Origin of the sequence: Arsenophonus nasoniae, assembly GCF_004768525.1 — a bacterium.
GTDB lineage: Bacteria > Pseudomonadota > Gammaproteobacteria > Enterobacterales > Enterobacteriaceae > Arsenophonus > Arsenophonus nasoniae.
Map to the genome: position 1 here is coordinate 66,221 of NZ_CP038614.1, position 20,098 is coordinate 86,318.

General features: G+C 39.8%; 18 protein-coding genes and 1 pseudogene. 12 read left to right on the forward strand and 7 right to left on the reverse strand.

Features of this window, described 5'->3' with window-relative positions:
* Positions 1 to 30: 30 nt before the first annotated feature.
* The 6 genes and pseudogenes from ArsFIN_RS19940 to ArsFIN_RS19965 all read left to right on the forward strand — a co-directional run.
* A complete protein-coding gene (locus tag ArsFIN_RS19940; RefSeq protein ID WP_026823686.1) occupies positions 31 to 3,039 on the forward strand; it encodes a type I restriction endonuclease subunit R in 3,009 nt (1,002 codons plus the stop codon).
* A complete protein-coding gene (locus ArsFIN_RS19945; protein WP_026823685.1) occupies positions 3,032 to 4,354 on the forward strand; it encodes a restriction endonuclease subunit S in 1,323 nt (440 codons plus the stop codon). The genes ArsFIN_RS19940 and ArsFIN_RS19945 overlap by 8 nt, the downstream gene beginning before the upstream one ends.
* Before the next feature lie 48 nt (positions 4,355 to 4,402).
* Positions 4,403 to 6,031: a type I restriction-modification system subunit M gene (locus ArsFIN_RS19950; RefSeq protein WP_026823684.1), complete on the forward strand. Its 1,629-nt coding sequence runs from the start codon at positions 4,403 to 4,405 to the stop codon at positions 6,029 to 6,031.
* Between the two features lie 121 nt (positions 6,032 to 6,152).
* Positions 6,153 to 6,713: a flavodoxin family protein gene (locus ArsFIN_RS19955; protein WP_026823683.1), complete on the forward strand. Its 561-nt coding sequence runs from the start codon at positions 6,153 to 6,155 to the stop codon at positions 6,711 to 6,713.
* 100 nt (positions 6,714 to 6,813) lie between these two features.
* Positions 6,814 to 6,990: a Rop family plasmid primer RNA-binding protein gene (locus tag ArsFIN_RS19960; protein WP_071846899.1), complete on the forward strand. Its 177-nt coding sequence runs from the start codon at positions 6,814 to 6,816 to the stop codon at positions 6,988 to 6,990.
* 420 nt (positions 6,991 to 7,410) lie between these two features.
* Positions 7,411 to 7,944 (forward strand): annotated as a pseudogene (locus ArsFIN_RS19965) (DNA methyltransferase); the annotation flags it as partial.
* Between the two features lie 157 nt (positions 7,945 to 8,101).
* Here the strand turns inward: ArsFIN_RS19965 and ArsFIN_RS19970 are convergent.
* The 5 genes from ArsFIN_RS19970 to ArsFIN_RS26590 form a co-directional block, all read right to left on the reverse strand.
* Complete coding sequence (locus tag ArsFIN_RS19970) at positions 8,102 to 9,301, reverse strand: IS91 family transposase (RefSeq protein ID WP_135678329.1); 1,200 nt, start codon at positions 9,299 to 9,301, stop codon at positions 8,102 to 8,104.
* A 33-nt stretch (positions 9,302 to 9,334) separates the two neighbouring features.
* Positions 9,335 to 9,613 (reverse strand): hypothetical protein, encoded by a 279-nt coding sequence (locus ArsFIN_RS19975; RefSeq protein ID WP_026823954.1) that lies wholly within the window; start codon positions 9,611 to 9,613, stop codon positions 9,335 to 9,337.
* Positions 9,614 to 10,295: 682 nt separating this feature from the next.
* Positions 10,296 to 10,562 carry a helix-turn-helix transcriptional regulator gene (locus ArsFIN_RS19980; protein WP_026823953.1) on the reverse strand — a complete coding sequence of 89 codons (267 nt, stop codon included), beginning with the start codon at positions 10,560 to 10,562 and terminating at the stop codon, positions 10,296 to 10,298.
* A 56-nt stretch (positions 10,563 to 10,618) separates the two neighbouring features.
* A complete protein-coding gene (locus tag ArsFIN_RS19985; RefSeq protein WP_026823952.1) occupies positions 10,619 to 11,239 on the reverse strand; it encodes a helix-turn-helix transcriptional regulator in 621 nt (206 codons plus the stop codon).
* Positions 11,236 to 11,400 (reverse strand): hypothetical protein, encoded by a 165-nt coding sequence (locus ArsFIN_RS26590; protein ID WP_167876721.1) that lies wholly within the window; start codon positions 11,398 to 11,400, stop codon positions 11,236 to 11,238. Before ArsFIN_RS26590 ends, ArsFIN_RS19985 begins: the two co-directional genes overlap by 4 nt.
* 830 nt (positions 11,401 to 12,230) lie before the next feature.
* Between ArsFIN_RS26590 and ArsFIN_RS19990 the strand changes: the two genes are divergently transcribed.
* The 5 genes from ArsFIN_RS19990 (at position 12,231) to ArsFIN_RS20010 (ending at position 16,652) form a co-directional block, all read left to right on the forward strand.
* The gene (locus tag ArsFIN_RS19990; protein WP_051297169.1) at positions 12,231 to 12,686 is read left to right on the forward strand and encodes a helix-turn-helix transcriptional regulator; all 456 of its coding nucleotides are present in this window, start codon (positions 12,231 to 12,233) and stop codon (positions 12,684 to 12,686) included.
* A 34-nt stretch (positions 12,687 to 12,720) separates the two neighbouring features.
* The gene (locus tag ArsFIN_RS19995) at positions 12,721 to 13,392 is read left to right on the forward strand and encodes a M15 family metallopeptidase (RefSeq protein WP_026823951.1); all 672 of its coding nucleotides are present in this window, start codon (positions 12,721 to 12,723) and stop codon (positions 13,390 to 13,392) included.
* A 172-nt stretch (positions 13,393 to 13,564) separates the two neighbouring features.
* The gene (locus ArsFIN_RS20000; protein ID WP_135678330.1) at positions 13,565 to 14,023 is read left to right on the forward strand and encodes a hypothetical protein; all 459 of its coding nucleotides are present in this window, start codon (positions 13,565 to 13,567) and stop codon (positions 14,021 to 14,023) included.
* Positions 14,024 to 14,032: 9 nt separating this feature from the next.
* Complete coding sequence (locus ArsFIN_RS20005; RefSeq protein ID WP_135678014.1) at positions 14,033 to 15,235, forward strand: IS91 family transposase; 1,203 nt, start codon at positions 14,033 to 14,035, stop codon at positions 15,233 to 15,235.
* 124 nt (positions 15,236 to 15,359) lie between these two features.
* Positions 15,360 to 16,652, forward strand: a complete 1,293-nt coding sequence (locus ArsFIN_RS20010) for a purine-cytosine permease family protein (RefSeq protein ID WP_051297163.1) — start codon at positions 15,360 to 15,362, stop codon at positions 16,650 to 16,652.
* A gap of 66 nt (positions 16,653 to 16,718) precedes the next feature.
* Here ArsFIN_RS20010 and ArsFIN_RS20015 read toward each other — a convergent pair whose 3' ends face one another.
* On the reverse strand, positions 16,719 to 18,275 hold the full coding sequence (locus ArsFIN_RS20015; RefSeq protein ID WP_026823911.1) for a hydantoinase/oxoprolinase family protein: 1,557 nt from the start codon (positions 18,273 to 18,275) through the stop codon (positions 16,719 to 16,721).
* Complete coding sequence (locus ArsFIN_RS20020) at positions 18,272 to 19,366, reverse strand: DUF917 domain-containing protein (RefSeq protein WP_034250221.1); 1,095 nt, start codon at positions 19,364 to 19,366, stop codon at positions 18,272 to 18,274. Before ArsFIN_RS20020 ends, ArsFIN_RS20015 begins: the two co-directional genes overlap by 4 nt.
* A gap of 546 nt (positions 19,367 to 19,912) precedes the next feature.
* On the opposite strand from ArsFIN_RS20020, the gene ArsFIN_RS26595 reads away from it, so the two are divergent.
* Positions 19,913 to 20,089, forward strand: a complete 177-nt coding sequence (locus ArsFIN_RS26595; RefSeq protein ID WP_167876722.1) for a hypothetical protein — start codon at positions 19,913 to 19,915, stop codon at positions 20,087 to 20,089.
* The last annotated feature ends 9 nt before the right edge of the window (positions 20,090 to 20,098 follow it).

A 20,098-nucleotide genomic window follows, 5' to 3' on the forward strand; every position in this document is an offset into this window, starting at 1 on the left:
CTCATGCAGCAAAATTAACAGGTTTCTCTCATGACCAAAGAACAACATATTGAACAAGGGTTAATCGCCAAACTGCGCGAGCTGAAGTATATTTATCGGGATGATATTCGTGATAAGGTGAGTCTTGAGCAAAACTTCCGTAAGAAGTTTGAATCCCTAAACCAAGTCAGCTTAACGGATGTGGAATTTACCCGCTTGTGTGATGAAATAGTGACGCCTGATGTTTTCGCGGCTGCGCAAAAACTGCGTGAAAAAGGTAAATTTACCCGAGAAGATGGTACACCGCTTGAATATATGCTGGTGAACATAAAAGACTGGTGCAAAAATGATTTTGAAGTTGTTAACCAATTCCGCATTAATACTGAAAATAGCCATCAACGCTATGACGTTATCTTATTGATTAATGGTTTACCTTTGGTACAAATTGAGCTTAAGGCTTTTCAGTTAAGTCCACGAAAAGCGATGCAACAAATTGTTGATTATAAGAATGAGCCAGGTAATAGCTATAGCCATACACTGTTTTGTTTTATGCAGTTGTTTATCGTTAGTAACGGCAATGATACCCGTTACTTCGCAAATAACCGAAATGCGCATTTCAGTTTTAACGCAGATGAGCGGTTTCTGCCCATTTATCAGCATGCTGATAAAGATAATAACAAGATAACCCACCTGCATGATTTCGCCGATGACTTCCTGGTGAAGTGTACGCTTGGGCAATTAATCAGTCGTTATATGGTATTGGTGCAAGTTGAGCAAAAAACCCTCATTATGCGCCCCTATCAAATCTACGCTGTTAAAGCGATGGTTGAGGCCATTCATCAAAATCGCGGAAACGGCTATATTTGGCATACAACCGGTTCAGGCAAAACCCTAACTTCTTTCAAAGCCTCTACCTTACTTAAAGATAACCCCGACATTGAGAAATGTTTGTTTGTTGTCGACCGCAAAGACCTTGATCGGCAGACACGCGAAGAATTTAACAAATTTCAGGTGGGCTGCGTCGAGCAAAATACCAATACCGAAGCGCTGGTGCGCCGCATGTTATCGGAAGATTATGCTGATAAAGTGATTGTGACGACTATCCAAAAACTGGGGTTGGCATTGGATAAAAACCGTCGACATAAGCAAGGTGAACAAACTTACAATGAACGACTCGAATCGCTGCGCAACAAGCGGATTGTTTTTATCTTCGACGAATGTCATCGCTCCCAATTTGGTGAAAATCACAAATTGATTAAGGCCTCTTTTCCGAAAGCCCAGTTGTTCGGTTTTACGGGAACCCCTATTTTCGACCAAAACTCAATCTATCAGCAGGTTGATGGTAATTTGGCTTCTTTTAAAACTACTGCAGATATTTTTGAGAAAGAGCTTCATGCTTATACCATCACCCATGCAATTGAGGATAAGAATGTCTTGAGTTTTCATATTGATTATTTTGCTATAGATGGGAATAGCAAATCAAAAAAAGGTCAGAAGCCCTCACCTGAAGCCGTAATCAGAACCATTTTTGAAAAGCATGACAGCGCTACCAATCATCGCCGCTTCAATGCTTTGGTGGCTACCGCCTCTATCAATCAGGCGATTGAATATTTTGAACTGTTTAAAATTATGCAGATGGAAAAACAGGCGGGAGATGAAAACTTTAAGCCACTTAATATCGCCTGTGTGTTTTCCCCGCCCGTTCAAACTGTGGTAAAAGAGGGGGAAGCAAACAGTAAGAACATAGTGGATATCAAACAATTGCAGGAAGATTTACCGCAAGAGCGTGCCGACAACAAGGTTGAGCCGGAAAAGAAAAAAGCGGCGCTTATGACGATTATTTCCGACTATAATGCACAATACGGCACGAATCACAGTATAAATGAATTCGATCTTTATTATCAGAATGTCCAGCAGCGTATAAAAAACCAGCAATATAGCAATGTTGATTATCCCCGAAAAAACAAAATCGACATCACTATCGTGGTAGATATGTTGCTTACAGGGTTTGATTCCAAATACCTCAACACGCTATATGTCGATAAAAACCTCAAACAACATGGTTTAATTCAGGCTTTCTCGCGCACTAACCGCGTGCTAAACGACACCAAGCCGTGGGGTAACATTCTTGATTTCCGTTATCAGGAAAACGAAGTTAACGCGGCTATCGCGTTGTTCTCAGGCGGTGCTAAAGACAAAGCCAGAGAAATCTGGCTGGTTGAACCTGCACCGAAAATGGTAGAAAAGTTCGAGAAGGCGGTAGAACAATTGCACGCTTTTATGGTGGGTAAAGGTTTACCGTGCGAACCCTCTCAGGTTCATAATCTAAAAGGCGATATAGCGAAAGCTGAATTTATCAACCACTTCAAAGAGGTGCAAAAGCTAAAAACCCAGTTGGAGCAATACACTGACCTGGATGAAAAAAGCAAAACCTTAATTGAACAGAGGCTGCCTACCGATACCTTGCGTGGCTTCAAGGCCATTTATCTTGACACCGCAATGGAATTGAAACGTAAGCACGGAAAAAACGAAGAGGTTGATAAAACGCTAGAACAATTGGAATTTGATTTGGTGTTGTTTTCCTCCAGTATCATTGACTACGATTACATTATGGAACTGATTGCCACCTCTACCCAATCTGTTGGCAAGCGAAAGATGACTCGGCAAGAGCTTATCGACATGATAAGCGCAAACGCTAACTTAATGGATGAGCGAGAAGATATCATTACGTATATCAATAGCCTAAAAGTAGGCGAAGCCTTAAATGAAAAAGAAATCAGGGAAGGCTATCAAGCTTTTAAAGCGCAAAAAGCCGTTCAAGCCTTAACACAGATAGCCAAGAAACATGGACTACAAGCTCAGTCTTTACAAGTGTTTGTCGAGAATATTATTGAGCGCCTGATATTTGATGGTGAGCAATTGACTGACCTGTTTGCACCATTGGTGCTAGGTTGGAAGGCGCGGCGAGGGGCGGAACTGGCATTAATGGCAGATTTAGTGCCTTATCTGCAAAAGCAGGCGGCAGGACGTCAGATTTCAGGGTTGAATGCTTATGAGTAAGCAGAAGAATGGATTGGTTCCCGTGTTAAGGTTTCCAGAGTTCATTGGTGAAACAAAATGGTGTTTTGAGCAGTTTGATAAGATATATGAATTTAAATCTACTAATTCTTTATCAAGAGATAAACTTAATTCCAACGGTGGAACGGTTAAAAATATTCATTATGGAGATATTCATACTAAATTTTCAACTCTCTTCGATATTACTTCAGAAAATATCCCTTATATTAATGATTCGAAATTTTTAGAAAAGTTAAAACCAGAAGCATATTGTCGTGAAACCGATATTATTTTTGCTGATGCCTCTGAAAATATGGAAGATATTGGGAAAAGCATTGAGATAATTAATATTAACAATGAGAGGCTCATTTCAGGACTTCATACTTTATTGGCTCGACAAAAGAATCAGAAGTTAATAAAAGGTTTTGGTGGGCATTTATTTAACGCGACTGTAATTCGAATGCAGATTCAAAAAGAAGCACAAGGAACAAAGGTTCTTAGTATAACTACTAGACGAATTGCCTCTATAAAAGTGCCACATCCGGATGATAAAAAGGAACAACAAAAAATTGCGGATTGTCTTTCTTCCATCGATGAGCTTATTATGGCTCATACCCAAAAACTCAATAGCCTAAAAGCCCACAAAAAAGCTCTAATGCAACAACTTTTCCCTTCCAAAGGAGAGAGTTTGCCTAAACTCCGTTTTGTAAAAGATGATGGTGCAGACTTTCTACCTTGGAAGAGTGTAAAGCTAGAAGCCGTTGCAAATCGTGTAATAAATAAAAACAAAGGTGAAAAACTATTTCGTGTTTTAACGAACTCGGCAGTCGATGGGGTTGTTGATCAAAAAAATTATTTTAAAAAAGATATCGCTGTTAAAGGTAATTTAGATGGATATTATATTGTTGAATTAGGCGATTATATTTACAACCCAAGAATATCAACTTTGGCACCAGTTGGACCTATTTCTAAAAATAAGGTTGGTAAAGGAGTTATATCACCCCTCTATACAGTTTTTAGATTCCTTAATAAGAATAATGATTTCTATGAACAGTATTTTAAGTATTCTAATTGGCATCACTTTTTACAATCTGTATCAAATAGTGGAGTTCGCCATGATCGTATAAGTATTAAGAGTAACGAATTTATGGTAATGCCAGTCCCGGATCTTGATGAGAAAGAACAACAAAAAATCGCTGATTGCCTTTCTTCCCTTGATCAACTGATAGGCTTACAAAACCAAAAACTCGAAAGCTTAAAAAAACACAAAAAAGGCTTAATGCAACAACTTTTTCCTGTCATTAGTGAGATGATTTAACCCAGAATTCTTCATGAAATGGCAATGAAATTAGGCGAAGAAAATAGTATGACAAAAGAACAATTAAGCCAACTTGGGAAAACCCTTTGGAACATAGCTGATAATTTGCGGGGTGCGATGAATGCGGATGATTTTCGTGATTACATGCTGTCATTTTTATTTTTACGTTATTTGTCTGATAACTATGAACAGGCAGCTCAAAAAGAATTAGGTCGCGATTATCCGAAACCTAAAGAGGGAGACCGTAGGGCACCGCTGACTATTTGGTATGAAAATAACCCTACCGATATTATTGACTTTGAGAAGCAAATGCGGCTTAAAACCCATTATGTCATTGAGCCGCCGTTTTTATGGAGTAGTATTGCCGAAATGGCTCGAATCCAAAGTGATGATTTACTTATCATCCTTGATAAAGGGTTTGATTATATTGAATCGCGTTCGTTTGGGTCTAATTTTCAGGGGTTATTTTCTGAAATTAATTTGTACTCGGAAAAATTAGGGAAAACGCAAAAAGCCCGTAATGATACCCTTTGTGAAATTATAAAAAAAATCGCGGGGGGTATTACTCAATTTAGTACTGATAAGGATATTTTGGGGGATGCTTATGAATATCTCATCGGTCAGTTTGCAGCAGGTTCAGGTAAGAAAGCTGGTGAGTTTTATACCCCGCAACAAATATCGACGATTCTTTCTGAAATTGTGACGCTTGATAGTCAAGACCCCACCACGGGTAAGAAGAAAAAAATTAGACAGGTGCTCGATTTTGCCTGTGGTTCTGGCTCCTTATTATTAAATGTTCGTAAACAGTTACATGAAGCCGGTGGAAAAATCGGTAAAATCTTCGGGCAAGAGAAAAATATCACGACTTACAACCTAGCTCGTATGAATATGTTGTTACATGGGGTGAAAGATACCGAATTTGAGATTTATCATGGCGATACACTGGGAAATGACTGGGCTATGCTTAATGAGTTAAATCCCGCTAAAAAGCAACAGTTTGATGCGGTGGTTGCTAACCCACCCTTTAGTTATCGTTGGGAATCAACTGAATTATATGGAGAAGACTTCCGTTTCAAAAATTACGGTGTGGCGCCCAAATCTGCGGCGGATTTTGCCTTCCTGCTTCATGGATTTCATTTCCTGAGTGACGATGGTGTGATGGCTATCATTTTGCCACATGGGGTGTTGTTTAGAGGCGGTGTAGAAGAACGTATCCGTACCAAATTGTTAAAAGATGGGCATATTGATGCGGTGATAGGTTTACCAGCTAACCTGTTCTTCTCTACGGGAATTCCGGTATGTATTCTGGTTCTCAAACGATGTAAAAAATCTAATAATGTGCTGTTTATTAATGCGTTAGAGCAATTTGAAAAAGGCAAACGCCAAAATCAGCTATTGCCAGAACATATCGAAAAAATCATCGATACCTATCAATTCCGCAAAGAAGAGGTGCGTTATTCACGTAGGGTGTCAATGGAGGAGATTGAAAAGAATGATTATAATCTTAATATCACTCGTTATGTGAGTACCGCAAAGGCAGAAGAAAAAATAGATTTACAAAAGGTGAATAATGAACTGTTAGATTTAGAGAAACAGATTTACAACGCTACTTTACGTCATAACGAGTTTCTTATCGAATTAGGACTTTCGCCACTGCCATTGACAGGCAAGAAATGATGCTGATTATTGTGCATTTATCTATTTAAGTACATATATTTATTATAAAGCGTGTCAAATGATCTGATAGACCATATTTACAACGTTTAGCATGGTGAAATAATAATAACAGGAGGACATAATGGTTAATATTGCAGTGGTTTATCATAGTGGTTATGGTCATACCAAAGCGATTGCTGAAGCGGTTATTGATGGCGTTAAGGAAGTGACTGATGTTGATGTTAAATTAATTTCGGTAGAAGACATAGACCAACATTGGGATTTTCTTAATAATCAAGCCAATGCGATTATATTTGGTTCGCCAACTTATATGGGTGGCGTATCTGCTCAGTTTAAAGGTTTTATGGATGCTTCATCTAAACATTGGGGTAGTTGGCGAGATAAATTGGCGGCAGGTTTTACATGCTCTGCTTCACGTAGTGGTGATAAGTTGTCAACTTTGCAGCATTTATCGGTATTTGCCGCGCAGCATCAAATGTTATGGGTGAGTTTAGGATTAATGCCTGGTAATAATAATTCTCAAGGCTCTGAAAATGATGTTAATCGTTTAGGTTCATTTCTTGGTATGATGGCACAAGCAAATGCTGACCAGGGTATAGAAGGTATTAGGTCATCTGACAAAGAAACGGCTAAAATATTGGGAAAACGTGTCGCGCAAGCTACATTACGTTGGAATAAATAATTTTTCATTGTAATCAATTATCCCTTGCTGATTTTATTTTTTAGGGTCAGTAAGGTTAGTTCGTGTATTTTAAAAGCTTAAAATTAATACTTAAGAAGTTATGACAAAGCAAGAGCTAACAGCCCTCAATATGGCCGGTTTTATCAAAAGTCAGACATTAATACTCTTAGATAAGCTCAATCAACTTAATCTGGATGATTGTGCAGATGAGTGCGAAGAATTGCACGACATGGCAGAAGCACTTTATCTTAATTTGAAGAGAACACTGGAAAGATAATTACTCACTCCTATTTTTTGCACAGAAAAACAAACAAAAGATTGTAATTACTCATAAAAATAAGGATGTCGCCGCTAATGGCGGCTCCACTTATGTTTCCCTACGGGATGTCAGAAGCATAGTGAAAAAAAGCGTATCGCTTAAATAAATTGAATTCCGCCTGTAAATCAGATTTATCCATCGCATTAATTTAAAATTTGAAGGATTTCCCTTACTGCCCGATGCCAGCTTGCCATTCGCCCATTTTTAGGGGACGGCAAGCCTTAAAGTGGCTTTCGCGGCATATCCTCGCCATACATGGCTCCGGTATTCCACGTTCCAGTTGACCCCAAATGGTCAATGGCTTCGTGACATCGGGCAGTAAGGGAACGGTGACGCGGGGTCACCTCCTGCTGTCCCACTAAATAGGAGACACCTGAAATGTCCCGATTTATACAGGGTGACAGCCTTAAAATTATGTCAACTTTTCCTGATAATGCAATCGATTTTATCCTGACCGATCCTCCCTATCTGGTTGATTATACCGATCGCTCAGGGCGTTCAATTGCCAACGATAAAAATGACGAATGGCTAAAGCCAACCTGTCAACAAATGTTTCGTGTGTTGAAAACCAACAGTCTGATGGTTAGTTTTTACGGCTGGAATCGGGTTGAAAAATTTGTTGATGCGTGGAAAAAATCCGGCTTCCGTATTGTTGGTCATCTCGTTTTCAAGAAACGTTATGCGTCGAAAACTGGTTTTTTGGGGCACAGCCACGAAAATGCTTATCTGCTGGCGAAAGGCCGTCCCGTGATGCCCGTCAAGCCAATGAAAGACGTACAGTCATGGCAATATACAGGCAATATACAGGCAATATACAGGCAATATACAGGCAATATCTATCATCCAACTCAAAAGCCTGTCAGTAGTTTACAACCCCTCATAGAATCTTTTACGCAACCTAACGCTATTGTACATGGTTAGGAATCTCAATCAATACAGTAAGGCATTAATGGAGGTGTTTTGAACTCAATATTTCTATTAAATTCTGACAGTTTTCTCGTTGATTAACCATGAGAACAGTAATTCGGTTAAATTATCATCTAAAAACCTAATAATAGGCACACTGCTCCTAGGCTGCGGTTTGTAACCATCGTTTTTTGACCATTTTATCCCGCCTTTCTGACAGTAAAGTGACGGCGTGTATTCCTTTTTCCGCACTCATAAACCGCAATCGGTTTCCACATAAAATACATTGGTACGGGTCAGTATTTAAAAAACCTTTGATAAGGGCCCCAAACCCAGGTTTTTCAGGCACATTAGGAGATATCATGTCTAACGCCTCATACACCTTCGGTAATAAGCACCCGCGTTTGCGATTGGCTAAAAAACCGTAATAACGGATCATCTTAAAATGTCGCGCAGGGATATGACTGACATAACGCCGTATCATTTCTTCTTGGGATAAGGTCTGTCGTCTGTATTGTTGGCTGTGGTGGTCATAGTAATGATGAACCACGGTGCCGCCGCTGTAGTGTTTCAATTGAGAAGCGGAGATAGGGGGACGTTTAAGATAACGGCCCAGATATTTCACATTATGCCAGGCCCCGCGTGTCTTTTTGGCAAAATGTACTTTCCAATAACGTTGAAACTGGGCATTGAGGTAACGGCACCAGGTCTGATAATTGCGAATGTGCCCGAAGCCAGGCAATTTATTGGGTTGTAACTGAAAATAGTTATCCCTAAGGAGTCGAATGACCGCACTGCGCCAGACCTTTTCAACGTCTTTCTTTTTAAAGAAAATCGGTTTCCAGGTGTCATATTGAGTGAGTCCCCCACGCGTGACGGATAAATGAATATGCGGATGTTGATTGAGTTGGCGACCGTAAGTATGCAGCGCACAAAAAATGCCAATTTCGAGGCCTTGGCGCTTGGCGTGTTTGAGCATGGCGCGGGTTGCACAGCGAAAGAGTTGGTTGAGCAAGTACCAGTTATTGTTAAAAAAAAGCCAAAGTAGGTGAGGCATAGTGAGGGTAATATGTTGCCATTCGCAATCCGGCAAAATATGGCGCTGCTGGGCAATCCACTGTTCGGTGCCTTTGAGGCCACACGCACTGCAGGCTTTGGATTTACAGGTTTGACAAAAGAAGCGTGAATGAGAGCATTCAGGTGAAGAACAGCAATAACGGCGAACGCCCATAGCGCAGGTGCTGCAGGCGAGCATCTTTTCGACAGAGAGTAGTTGCCATTCATCCACCTGATTATTTTCGATGAAAAGGTTCCATCCGTCATCGTATTGAAATAGCAGTTTTGCAGGTCTGGGGATGTACATAGAGCAGAGTATAAAAGACGAGAAGGGAATTGCCTAGAAATAGAGCGCCTTTGCCGCGATGCTCACGCCAAAGGCGTGCTTATGTTCAATAATCCAAACTATTCTCGTTCCTAGCTTATAACCATAAACTTCGGTTGTGATAGCCGAAAGCAAATAACAAAGAGAAAAAATTATCCCACTTGCCGTTATTTTCACAGAATAAAAATCAAACGTCTTATACACAAGTGTGTCACAGGTAATCATAATGGTTACCGTTAACCCTACAAATAACTCGTACAATTTAAAGTCATTTTTTAATACTAATTTATTCATACTAAACCTTACGCTTACATAAAATATACTTTTAAAAGGGTACTTAATAATATAAGCGAAAAAGTAAGATGTGCTATCTTCCTAGTAAGGTTACTAGAAATAGAAGTTTTTTCTTCACCTAGAACAATAATATAAAATATTATAATGCTTATTTTTATAGCTATTTTTTATAATGAAGCTTATTACTACATAATTAAATCAAAAACAACTTAACGTGGGTGTACACCTGTGTCGGCATACGTCCGGCCAGAAAGCGTTATAAGCTCCGCCTTGAGCGTAAAAATCAAGGCTACCGGCGATCAACCCGTTATTCCGTCGCTAATTTTTAGCAGCGAAATAACGAGTCATGCAACATGACTACATCGTTTTCCGCCATGCGGATCGCCGATACTGATTTGTTAAAGAGCAGATGCAACTGTCAAAGGCACCTCTACCAAAACTGGATGTTTTCAGTTTCAGATTCGACCAGAAAACGTGGGCGAGGGAAAATGATGCCTTAAAAAATTAGCTCGGGGTATGGAGGTAACCTCCGTTTTTCAATAAAAATAAAAACTTAAAAATCAATAAGTTAAAAATAATAAAAAATAAAACACCTATTTATCAAATATTTATTAATGAGCAGTATTTAAAATAACACTCTACAAATTTTATGACTGAATTGCAGAGTGTTTTCTCATTACAGTTACGTAGAAGCGATTAACTTAATAAAGGCATCTTGAATAATAAAGTTAAACAATGCTTTTAATTCAGAAGAGGAATTAAGTTCGTACTTATGCATTGAACTGTTCAAATGATTATCTATCGTACTTACACTAATATTCAGTTTTAACGCTATTTCACTCCTCGTTAATCCAACCCTAAAAAGTGATAAAATCTCAATTTCTCTTTTAGATAGCTTTGGAAAAAGCTCTGAGTAAGGTGTAAAATCTTCAATACGAAAATACTTCATTATTTCCCCTATTCAGTTAGCGTAACCGTCAGAGCACACCGCTCTGACGACAAGACTTAAACGCTAATGACTTGACTACCAGAAGGTAGAAATTCAGGAGGAAGGTATTGATTCATACCGTTAGTGCAGCAATAGTTCCTAAATTGCCGACAATTATGCACACCCGATTTCTGATAAATCGATTGCAAATTGTTTTCTATCGTCCGATGGGATAAATTAAGTTTTCTGCCAACTTCTTTGCTACTTAATAGCTGTAGTGTAAAAAATACAATCTGGCGCTCTCGCTGACTAAATCGGTTATCTGACTGAATCAGATTAATGGTATAAGGTGACTCACCTTCGATATACTCAAGCAGCGATAAAAACAAGAAGGGTTGAGCATAAAAAAATGCCCCTTGATAAACGTTCTTTTCATCGAATCTCGGAAAAAAATCAAACAGCAACGGTTGAGACGGTTTTTTGTAACCAGCGGGTAGCGTACTCAGCAGCGATAACGGCAATTTCTTATGGCGAAAGACCTCCTCGTGCTCATAGAAAACGTCCAGCACCTGAGAAGATTCTACCGTCATCCCCAGAATATCCGTCATCGCGGCATTGGTATAAACCTCTGATTCAGCGTCAGTAAAGCCACAGGGGATAGTGAGACTTTGGTAAAATTGCGTGATTGGGCTGTTCATGCAACACCCCCTATTTTCAGAAGGTATGCACGTTGGCGCGGTGTCAAATTGTGTGAAATGTGTGCAAATTTAGCGAGTGTGGCATGTCTGGCGTTACAGACACGTTGGCAAAAAATGGGATGCAGATTTCTAGGACGAGCCTTAAGGTGGGTAGTAGCCATGATAGCAACCTCAGTAAGTGGCTGGTTTTGCTACCACCAGAGTTCTGACACTCATAGGGTGGTAACCCAGACGGGGGTCAGAAACCGGCCTTACTGAACACCGGCCATCCCAAAGGATGCCCCGCCTGAGTCACCATTATTTCAGCTATACTTAGGCGTTTTGCAACACATAAAAAAGACGCATGGCGCGTCTGGTGTCGCCAGTAAGACACACGGGTTCTGACGCCCAGTTAACCATTGAGAGTTAACGTTTCAATTATAGCGACGGAACGGAAAAGCAGCAAGGATATAATTTAACTATACTGATTATTGAGTTATATCAATAGATCTAATAAGATAGCGATGTCACTGGAGAACTACAGTGATCAAGGTTTTGCAGCCTTGGACACATACCACTGGTAAAAATATTTACCAGTGTACTCCTCCTGTTATCACCTTCTATGGCGGTTCAGGTGGGGGAGTCGAAAGACTCGCCGGAGTATGTGCCGGTCTGCAAACCCCGTCTGGATCGCCACCCAACTTTCATTTTTCTCACTAAAATAAGGGTGAGATTAAACAGAAGTTGATCTAACCAACACTTCAGGTGGGGGGGAAGCATGAAACATAAAAAAACCAAGAAAAAAAAATGATTTTGGATCTTTTATTGATTTTATCGATAGAAGTGATATGCCTTATTTTATAAGAGATAATGAATCAAGATTTCTTTATATTAACAAATCCGGTCTCTTTTTTTAAATATCCCCTCAAATTTTAAAATCGAAGGAAAACTAGACAAAGATTTACCTGTCGATTGGGCTGAATTTAGTGAAGAATTTCAAAGACAGGATAGAATGACAGAAAATCTAGAAAAAAGCTCATCGATAATTTCAACGCAATTATACAATTTTAAAAATGAAATAGAGCCTTTCTTTTGCCCTAAAAGTCCATTTTATTTAGGAAATGAATACATTGGAACTTTAGGCTCAGCAAGTAAGTTAAAATTCATTTCTGTCCCTACCTTTATCGATCAAAGAAAACCTTTTGTGCTGTCAACACATCCGCCAAATCATCTTTTTACAAAAAGAGAACTTGACATAATCTTTTGGTTACAGCAAAGATTAATGAGTAAAGAAATTGCCAGAAGGTTAAATATCTCACATAGAACGGTCAATAATAAAATTCAGATTATTTATGATAAAGCTAATGTGCATTCTTTTATTCAATTTATTGAATTTTGTAAATATTCAGGGTTTGACCGTTATATTCCGCCAGAATTTATCAATAAAGGAGTTCAATTTATTACCTAGTTTTGGTTTAACAATAAGTGATTAAGGGTTAACTATGTTTGATACGCATATTGAAATAAGGGTGCCCTCTGACTTTGTTAATGTTCAAAATGAAATACCAGAGATAAAAACAGATATAAGATATTTTAATGGAAATAATTTCACGGGTAGGAAAATTAATGGATATAACGCCCCCGTGTGTTTAATGACAAAGTCAGCCACTGAAGCCCTTAAAAAAGTGGTTCGCATTTTATACCCGTTAGGTTTAACACTAAAAGTTTACGATTGTTATCGCCCTCAAAGCGCAGTCAATGATTTTATTTCCTGGTCACAGGACGTTCACAATCAGTCAATGAAGAACGTATTTTACCCTGATGTAGAGAAATCAAAGTTATTCAAAGAAGGTTATATTGCTAAAAAATCCGCACATTCACGTGGTAGCACCGTTGATTTAACTATTGTCCCGGTTAATTCAAATGATTATTCAAAAGAACTTGATTTCGGCTCCTATTTTGATTTTTTTGACCAAAAATCCGCTTTCTTATATCAAAATCTTCCCGAACAGGCTAAAGCAAATCGATTATTACTTAACCTATTAATGACCTCTGCTGGGTTTAAAGGATATGACAAAGAATGGTGGCACTTCACATTAACCAATGAGCCTTACCCAAATACCTATTTTGATTTCCCGGTAAACAACCTAAATATGAAGGTAACGCGCCCATGAAAAATAAAAACGTGGTATTCAACCATGATCACCATACCTTATCCAGAGTACCGTTGAATGAACGTAGCACGCTACGCGTGAGCGGCGCAGCGGTGCTGCTTCGGGGATGTTAATGAGTTGAGTACTGTTTTATACTCTGCAGTAGGTTAATTTTTTTCAGGGATTCATCTCGATGGCTCGCAATAAATCTCCCAGAAAGCGTAAACCGGTTAAATCAGGCAGGCTGCCCGTCACTTCACGTGCCACAGCGCCTGTTTATCCGAAACGTTTTATGATCTCTCTCCCACCCGAAAATGATGATGACAGACCGCCTGAATTTTTTTATGACACCCTAAAAGAAGCCATACGCCACTGCGTCCGACTCGGCCCCCAATTTTTTCTCGACACGCAGTATTACCCGCCGCTAGTCACGATTATCAGGGGTTTTAAACAACGCCAAGACCAAGCCGATGACGCTGGATACGACTACACTGAGGGGGTAATAACTGAAAGTCTGCCTGCCGATGAATTCATCACCTATACGGAGCTAGGAATAATCCCTGTTTCCTTTGAACCCTGGGATAAACACACCGATAACTGGGCTGACGAATCTGACAATTTCTGTTTCTTTGGCAAGATGCCCATAAGGTAATTGAGTCAGATGTATATCCCTCGTCCTGCTAAACTACTTTTCACCATTGATGACGGTTGGAATAAATTCCTCGAAAAATACGGCGATAGCGTTAGTTCGTGGACGAGTTTATCTGTGGAGCGCATGCTTGCCTGCGGCACTTGTGCCATGGGTGTCCGGCGCTATTGTTGCGCTTCGTCTGATTGTTCTCACAGCCGTTTTTTCTGCCAAAGCTGTAAGTCAAAAGCCTGCAGTTCATGTGGCTTTAAAGCCACCGAGCAGTGGTTAGCACAGCAGGTTCATATTTTACCCGACTGCGACTGGCAACACATTACTTTCACCATGCCACATCTCCTTTGGCCTTTTTTTAACAATAACTGGCCGCTACTTAATGCTCTGTTTCGGGCAGCCACTCGAGCTATGCTGCAGTTGGCTCGCAAACAGGGTATCGAAATTGGTATTTTCTGTGCCTTGCATACTTATGGCCGGCAACTCAATCAACATCCGCATGTTCATGTTTCCGTCACTCGAGGGGGTTTGGATAGTAAACATAGTGTATGGCGAAAGCTGTTTTTCAAAAAAAAGGATGTCGAAGAAATCTGGCGAGGGGCTGTTATCCGACTACTGCGTCACAGTTATGATTTAATTAACCCTGGCCTTCTTCCCGGTCTTGGCCATATCCGTGACAAAAAACATTGGCGGCGTTACTTGAGGGCGCAGTACGGACGTTATTGGAAAGTGCACTTTGCTAAAAAAACGAAAGGGGCATGGCATAGTGTTAAGTACCTCGGTCGCTACCTTAAACGCCCACCGGTATCTGCGTCAAAACTGCGGCATTACCGAGGGGGTGCCGTTGTTCATCACTACCATGACCACCGAACTGGCCAGCATCGGCAGCAGACTCTGCCGCAGGAAGAGATGATTAGACGCTATATAAGCCATATTCCGGCCAGGCATTTTAAAATGGTGCGTTACTCTGGTTTTTTGTCGAATCGTAAACGGGGAAAACTATTGCCGAAAGTGTATAAGGCACTTGAGATGACGGCACGTAAAAAACCGGAGAACCCAGGTTTTTCTGTGCTGATGAAAGGATTTCTGCGTACCGATCCGTACAAATGTATTCTGTGTGGCGACAGGCTGCTTTTCACCGGGGCGCAAATGGGTAAAAAAGCAACGGAATTGTTGTCAGAAAGACTGCATAACCTGGAGAAAAAGCGATGGTTACGCAGCTAAACGCAGGATCAATGTGTCTAAAATAAGGAAATCAGGTTAGAAATTACACTCTCTAAGGAAATGTTAACTGGCACTAAACACAATAAATCGATCCCCATCTCCTTTTTGCAATAAGGGATGGCTTTTGCTACTCACTTTAAAAGCGATTCAATTTCCTAACCATGAACGAAAGGGGTTATTTACGACTTGCATCATCAGAATAGGCGCAACAACATCTCTCGTGCAGTTTATGTTGGGGGCGACATTAGGCCATAGCATGACATTTAATCAGGCAATGATTGCAACCATTTTAGGGAGTCTTTTTCTGGAATTTATCAGTCTCGGATTAGGTATTGCGGGTGCAAAAGAAGGATTATCAACCAGCCTTTTATCGCGCTGGTGTGGATTTGGCTACTTTGGATCAGCCTTAATCGGCGGGATGATATCGATAAGTACCCTTGGCTGGTTTGGGGTACAAAATGCAATCGTAGCTAAAGGCATATTGGCTGCCATGGCATTAGAGAACCCTCACTATGCTTTTTATGTCGTGGCAGCAATTTCAGGCTTGTCATTATCCACGTTAGTTGCTTTTGGGTTCAATGGGTTAAGCTGGATAGCCAAGACTGCATTGCCTCTTTTTTTTCTAGTGGTTGGCTGGAGTTTTTATCAAATCTTAAAAAATTACGATATATATCCCTTATTCACTATGGAACCTCTAGGAAATCCTCTTTCTATCAGCGCGGCAGCAACAGCGGTAGCCGGTGGATACATCGTGTTTGCAATTATTAGCCCTGATATGAGCCGCTATTGCAAAAATGGAAGACAGGTTTTTGGGATGATGACCAGTTCTATTTTTGTCGGGGAATTCATTGTTAACGGCATATCAATATTAATTTCTCACGCACTGAATACCGCTAATGTGGTCGAAATTATGACACAAAGCGCGGGATGGATTGGGCTTTTTTCTGTCTTGCTTTCTGCGGTTAAAATTAATGATCTAAATTTATATTCGGCCGTACTTGGTTTTTCAAATTTTTTATCAGTTATTACCCGAAAGAAATGGCATTATGCAGGTTTAACCTTATTCTTGGGTGTAACAGGCACTTGCATTTCAATGATCGGTATTTTAGAAAAGTTTATTCCTTTTCTTATCATGCTGGGCGTATTATTTCCGCCGGTCGCAGGGATAATGCTGGTTGATTACTACATTTTACGCACTCATCGTGATTTACTTGAACTCACGCACAATCGGGGAACGCTCCCAAGCATAGAATACATAAAGAAAACAGGTAAAGCGGCAATGATGGCATGGATTGGAGGGAGTGTAGTTGGATTCACTATTGAATCGGGGATACCTTCACTTAACTCGCTACTCGCTGCGAGTGTCATTTACGGGGTTATCTGTATCTTTAATACAAAAATACAGATTTTAAAATAATCAAGATAAAATAAAAATGAATTTTAACCGTATAATGGATGGATAGATAATCCCCTATAGCGGTATTTATCGTCTTAATGACCCAGCTGCTTTTGCTTTTATTCTTATCGTATTTTCTGACATATACCCCAAAGGTAAAGATTCGAGTTCAATAAGTGTTATTGATTCCGGTACAGCTCCCGCTTCTACCGCCGCTTTAATTGCCATATTTTCAGCCTGTTCTAAATAAGTTTCTAATGTTTTTCTTTTGGTAGAAATAATCATATCAACACTACCGCTCACCTGAGCCATAGCAACACCAATAGCATTTGCTACTCCAGAATGTAATAGCCTGATAACCTTTGAGGCACCTTTTAATTTAATGGGTAAAAGTTCAGCCCCACCCCCAACTAAAATAACCGGCAAATCATTAGCACTGTTGTTCATTTTTTCCAGAACACTTTCTATCATCGATACGTAACAACGTGCCGCTTTTTCTACTAATTTTGAAGAAAGATAAGCGATTTTATTTCCATCACCTATGTTCGCCCACCCCATAGCGACGGCTATATCAGTAACCGTCAACACATCACCACCGAAAACAAGGGACTTCTGGGGTAACTGATAACCAACACTCTCTGGGCCGATGGTTACGGTATTATCTTCACTTACCTTAACAACAGACCCACCCCCGAGACCAATAGAGGTCACATCAGGCATCCGAAAATTAGTCCGTACACCCCCGATCTCTGCAGATAAATAGGATTGTCTAGGATAGCCATTTTTTACGATACCCACATCTGTCGTTGTACCGCCAACATCAACCACAATGGCTTCATCCAAACCAGCTAACTTTGCTGCCCCGAATATACTGTTAGTCGGACCTGATGCAATGGTTAAAACCGGAAATTTTCTTGCCTGACTCAGAGACATCAACGTGCCATCATTCTGACCAAAATAAAGTTCAGCGCTGATATCATGTCGCTTTAGTGTTTGTTGGAACCCTTCGGTAATTCCCTTTGCAACCTGACATAATGCAGCGTTAAGGATAGTGGCATTTTCGCGTTCCAGTAAACCAATCGTTCCAACTTGCGACGATAGAGAGATGGCAACAGAATCCCCCAGAATTTCTTTTATCAACACTTCAGCTCTACGCTCTTGTTCGTCAGTTATTGATGAAAATAAGCCACAGACTGATACTGATTTTATTACGTCTTTGATTGAATAAAGTTGTTTTCTCAGTGTTTCTTCATCAAGTGCAGAAAACAACGTACCATCATAGTGATACCCACCTTTAACCGAAAATAGATGGACAGATAGACTATTTTTAAATTCCAGTGGCATGTCTGTTAAAGGCGCTATCGATAAAGCGGCGGGTGACGTCAACCGAAAATGCGAAATCGGTGACAACCCTTTTCGTTCCACAATGGCATTAGTGCAATGGGTCGTCCCTAACATAGCACGATGAATTAACGCTCGATTGATTGACTTATCGGCAAGTAACACCTCTAAGGCTTTATTGATACCTTGCATAACCTGAGATGTTGTAATTTGTTTAGTTTTAGCCACAATTCTATTATGAGAATCAAGCAAGACTGCATCCACATTCGTACCACCTACATCAATTCCGATACAGTAAGTCATACTCTTTCCCGCTTGTCATTCTCGACCAATTGTTCAACCGAGACATAATTCAGCGAATATTTAAAGTAATTGGGTCCACTGACCTCAATACCACGAGGTGTCCGCCATTTTTCATTAGCCGGCGCACCAATCGCAACAACATTCATGCCATAACTTAATCGCTCAGTCAGTATAGGAACACCGGTATCCTCATCAACCAAAATAATTAAATCCGGGGTCATACATAACGGCGTGTCGGTTTTCTGTACCAATAAATATTCATTTTGAAATAAAACAGTAAAACTCATTTTTTTATCATCTAAACTAAGAAAACTAGCATATCCATGTGTAAAACCGCCTTCACTACGTCGATTCAATCGATTCAATTTTCCACGAAACAAAACATAGCCATTAAGTATCGACGCCAACGTATTAACTAAATTATCTTTATTCACAATAGCTTGGTGCATCTGCTCACCAATAGATTTCATTAAACTTAGAGATCCTGCAATCCCCGATTTTTCGGCTTGAATAGCCGAAATGGGATAACCAGCAAAAATAGCCGCCCCACCCATTTTATCAGTGATGGTACGGATAAAAATTTCAGATTGATAACTGTCTGTAGCATCGACCATAACTGTGTTCAGTTTTTCATCGATAACAACAAAAGGAGAAGCATTGATTTTATCAAGATAAAAAGTGGTCATATGAAACTGAGGAAAAGCTCGTCCCATCCCATCGACATCTACTACAGGCAAACCTAAAAGACAGGCGGTGGTGAGCGGTAACAAAGAATTAATTCCACCGGCTTCTATGGGATAAATAGCCGTAATTTTTTTCTTTAAACTTTCTTCCACTCGACGACAGGCTAAAATAGATTCTTTACCATTCGGTAGTTTTTCTATCATAACAGCCGGAGAGCCTGTCATGCCTGTTGACAACAACATGTCATTTGGGTGCAATTCATTAATGCTAATTAATCGAATTGGGCCATGTTTTTCAATAGCCTGCTGAGCCATTATTTTCCCGATATATGGATCACCCCCGCCGCCACTCGCTAAAACCGAAGCACCATAGCTAATATGCTCTATTGCCTCAACATCAAGAAGCATCACTGTTTTTCTCTTAAAAAGATATAAATAGTGCAAGCTATCATGATAGAGAAAAACGAATAATTCAAGGGCGCAATGCTTATTTATTTCTGTTTTTATAACAATGTTTTTACAAAATCTACATCATAATATTGCTTCTACAACGTAAATCCAACTAAAAGGCTTAGACAAAATTAATAATAAAAAAGAGTAATTAATCACCATATCTAATGATTAGATATGGTGTTATTTTTTAAAAACGCGTTACACCGACGTATAACAATACTAAATTTTAACTCAAAATGATGATGTACGAAGAGACGTTAAATTTTTCAAATAAAAATAGTTTGAATTTAATAATAAAAAACCACGAAAAATGGGGCTTTGAGAATTAGTTTTAGCTGGCAAATTAGCCAACATCAGGGAAATACAATAATAATTATTTTGCTTTAAAGATTACTTTTTTACTTACCAACACCATGGAAACACCCAAAGGGAATATGTAGCAGTACAAGAGCATATTCCCTTTACCTAAAATTTTCTTTTGAGAACAAAGAGGAAATTATCATGATTCAACCCAACAAACACAGAACAACATTTCGAAGACTCCAACCTGGTATGTCCGTTTTGTACAACGAAGAAGTTGTAAAAATAATAAGATTAGAACCCTGGGATAAACACACCGATAACTGGGCTGACGAATCTGACAATTTCTGTTTCTTTGGCAAGATGCCCATAAGGTAATTGAGTCAG

Bases quoted from the DNA above. Each gene is read 5' to 3' on its own strand.
- ArsFIN_RS19940 (WP_026823686.1), top strand. From the start codon at position 31: ATGACCAAAGAACAACATATTGAACAAGGGTTAATCGCCAAACTGCGC.
- ArsFIN_RS19945 (WP_026823685.1), top strand. From the start codon at position 3,032: ATGAGTAAGCAGAAGAATGGATTGGTTCCCGTGTTAAGGTTTCCAGAG.
- ArsFIN_RS19950 (WP_026823684.1), top strand. From the start codon at position 4,403: ATGACAAAAGAACAATTAAGCCAACTTGGGAAAACCCTTTGGAACATA.
- ArsFIN_RS19955 (WP_026823683.1), top strand. From the start codon at position 6,153: ATGGTTAATATTGCAGTGGTTTATCATAGTGGTTATGGTCATACCAAA.
- ArsFIN_RS19960 (WP_071846899.1), top strand. From the start codon at position 6,814: ATGACAAAGCAAGAGCTAACAGCCCTCAATATGGCCGGTTTTATCAAA.
- ArsFIN_RS19970 (WP_135678329.1), bottom strand. From the start codon at position 9,301: ATGTACATCCCCAGACCTGCAAAACTGCTATTTCAATACGATGACGGA.
- ArsFIN_RS19975 (WP_026823954.1), bottom strand. From the start codon at position 9,613: ATGAATAAATTAGTATTAAAAAATGACTTTAAATTGTACGAGTTATTT.
- ArsFIN_RS19980 (WP_026823953.1), bottom strand. From the start codon at position 10,562: ATGAAGTATTTTCGTATTGAAGATTTTACACCTTACTCAGAGCTTTTT.
- ArsFIN_RS19985 (WP_026823952.1), bottom strand. From the start codon at position 11,239: ATGAACAGCCCAATCACGCAATTTTACCAAAGTCTCACTATCCCCTGT.
- ArsFIN_RS26590 (WP_167876721.1), bottom strand. From the start codon at position 11,400: ATGGCTACTACCCACCTTAAGGCTCGTCCTAGAAATCTGCATCCCATT.
- ArsFIN_RS19990 (WP_051297169.1), top strand. From the start codon at position 12,231: ATGACAGAAAATCTAGAAAAAAGCTCATCGATAATTTCAACGCAATTA.
- ArsFIN_RS19995 (WP_026823951.1), top strand. From the start codon at position 12,721: ATGTTTGATACGCATATTGAAATAAGGGTGCCCTCTGACTTTGTTAAT.
- ArsFIN_RS20000 (WP_135678330.1), top strand. From the start codon at position 13,565: ATGGCTCGCAATAAATCTCCCAGAAAGCGTAAACCGGTTAAATCAGGC.
- ArsFIN_RS20005 (WP_135678014.1), top strand. From the start codon at position 14,033: ATGTATATCCCTCGTCCTGCTAAACTACTTTTCACCATTGATGACGGT.
- ArsFIN_RS20015 (WP_026823911.1), bottom strand. From the start codon at position 18,275: ATGACTTACTGTATCGGAATTGATGTAGGTGGTACGAATGTGGATGCA.
- ArsFIN_RS20020 (WP_034250221.1), bottom strand. From the start codon at position 19,366: ATGCTTCTTGATGTTGAGGCAATAGAGCATATTAGCTATGGTGCTTCG.
- ArsFIN_RS26595 (WP_167876722.1), top strand. From the start codon at position 19,913: ATGATTCAACCCAACAAACACAGAACAACATTTCGAAGACTCCAACCT.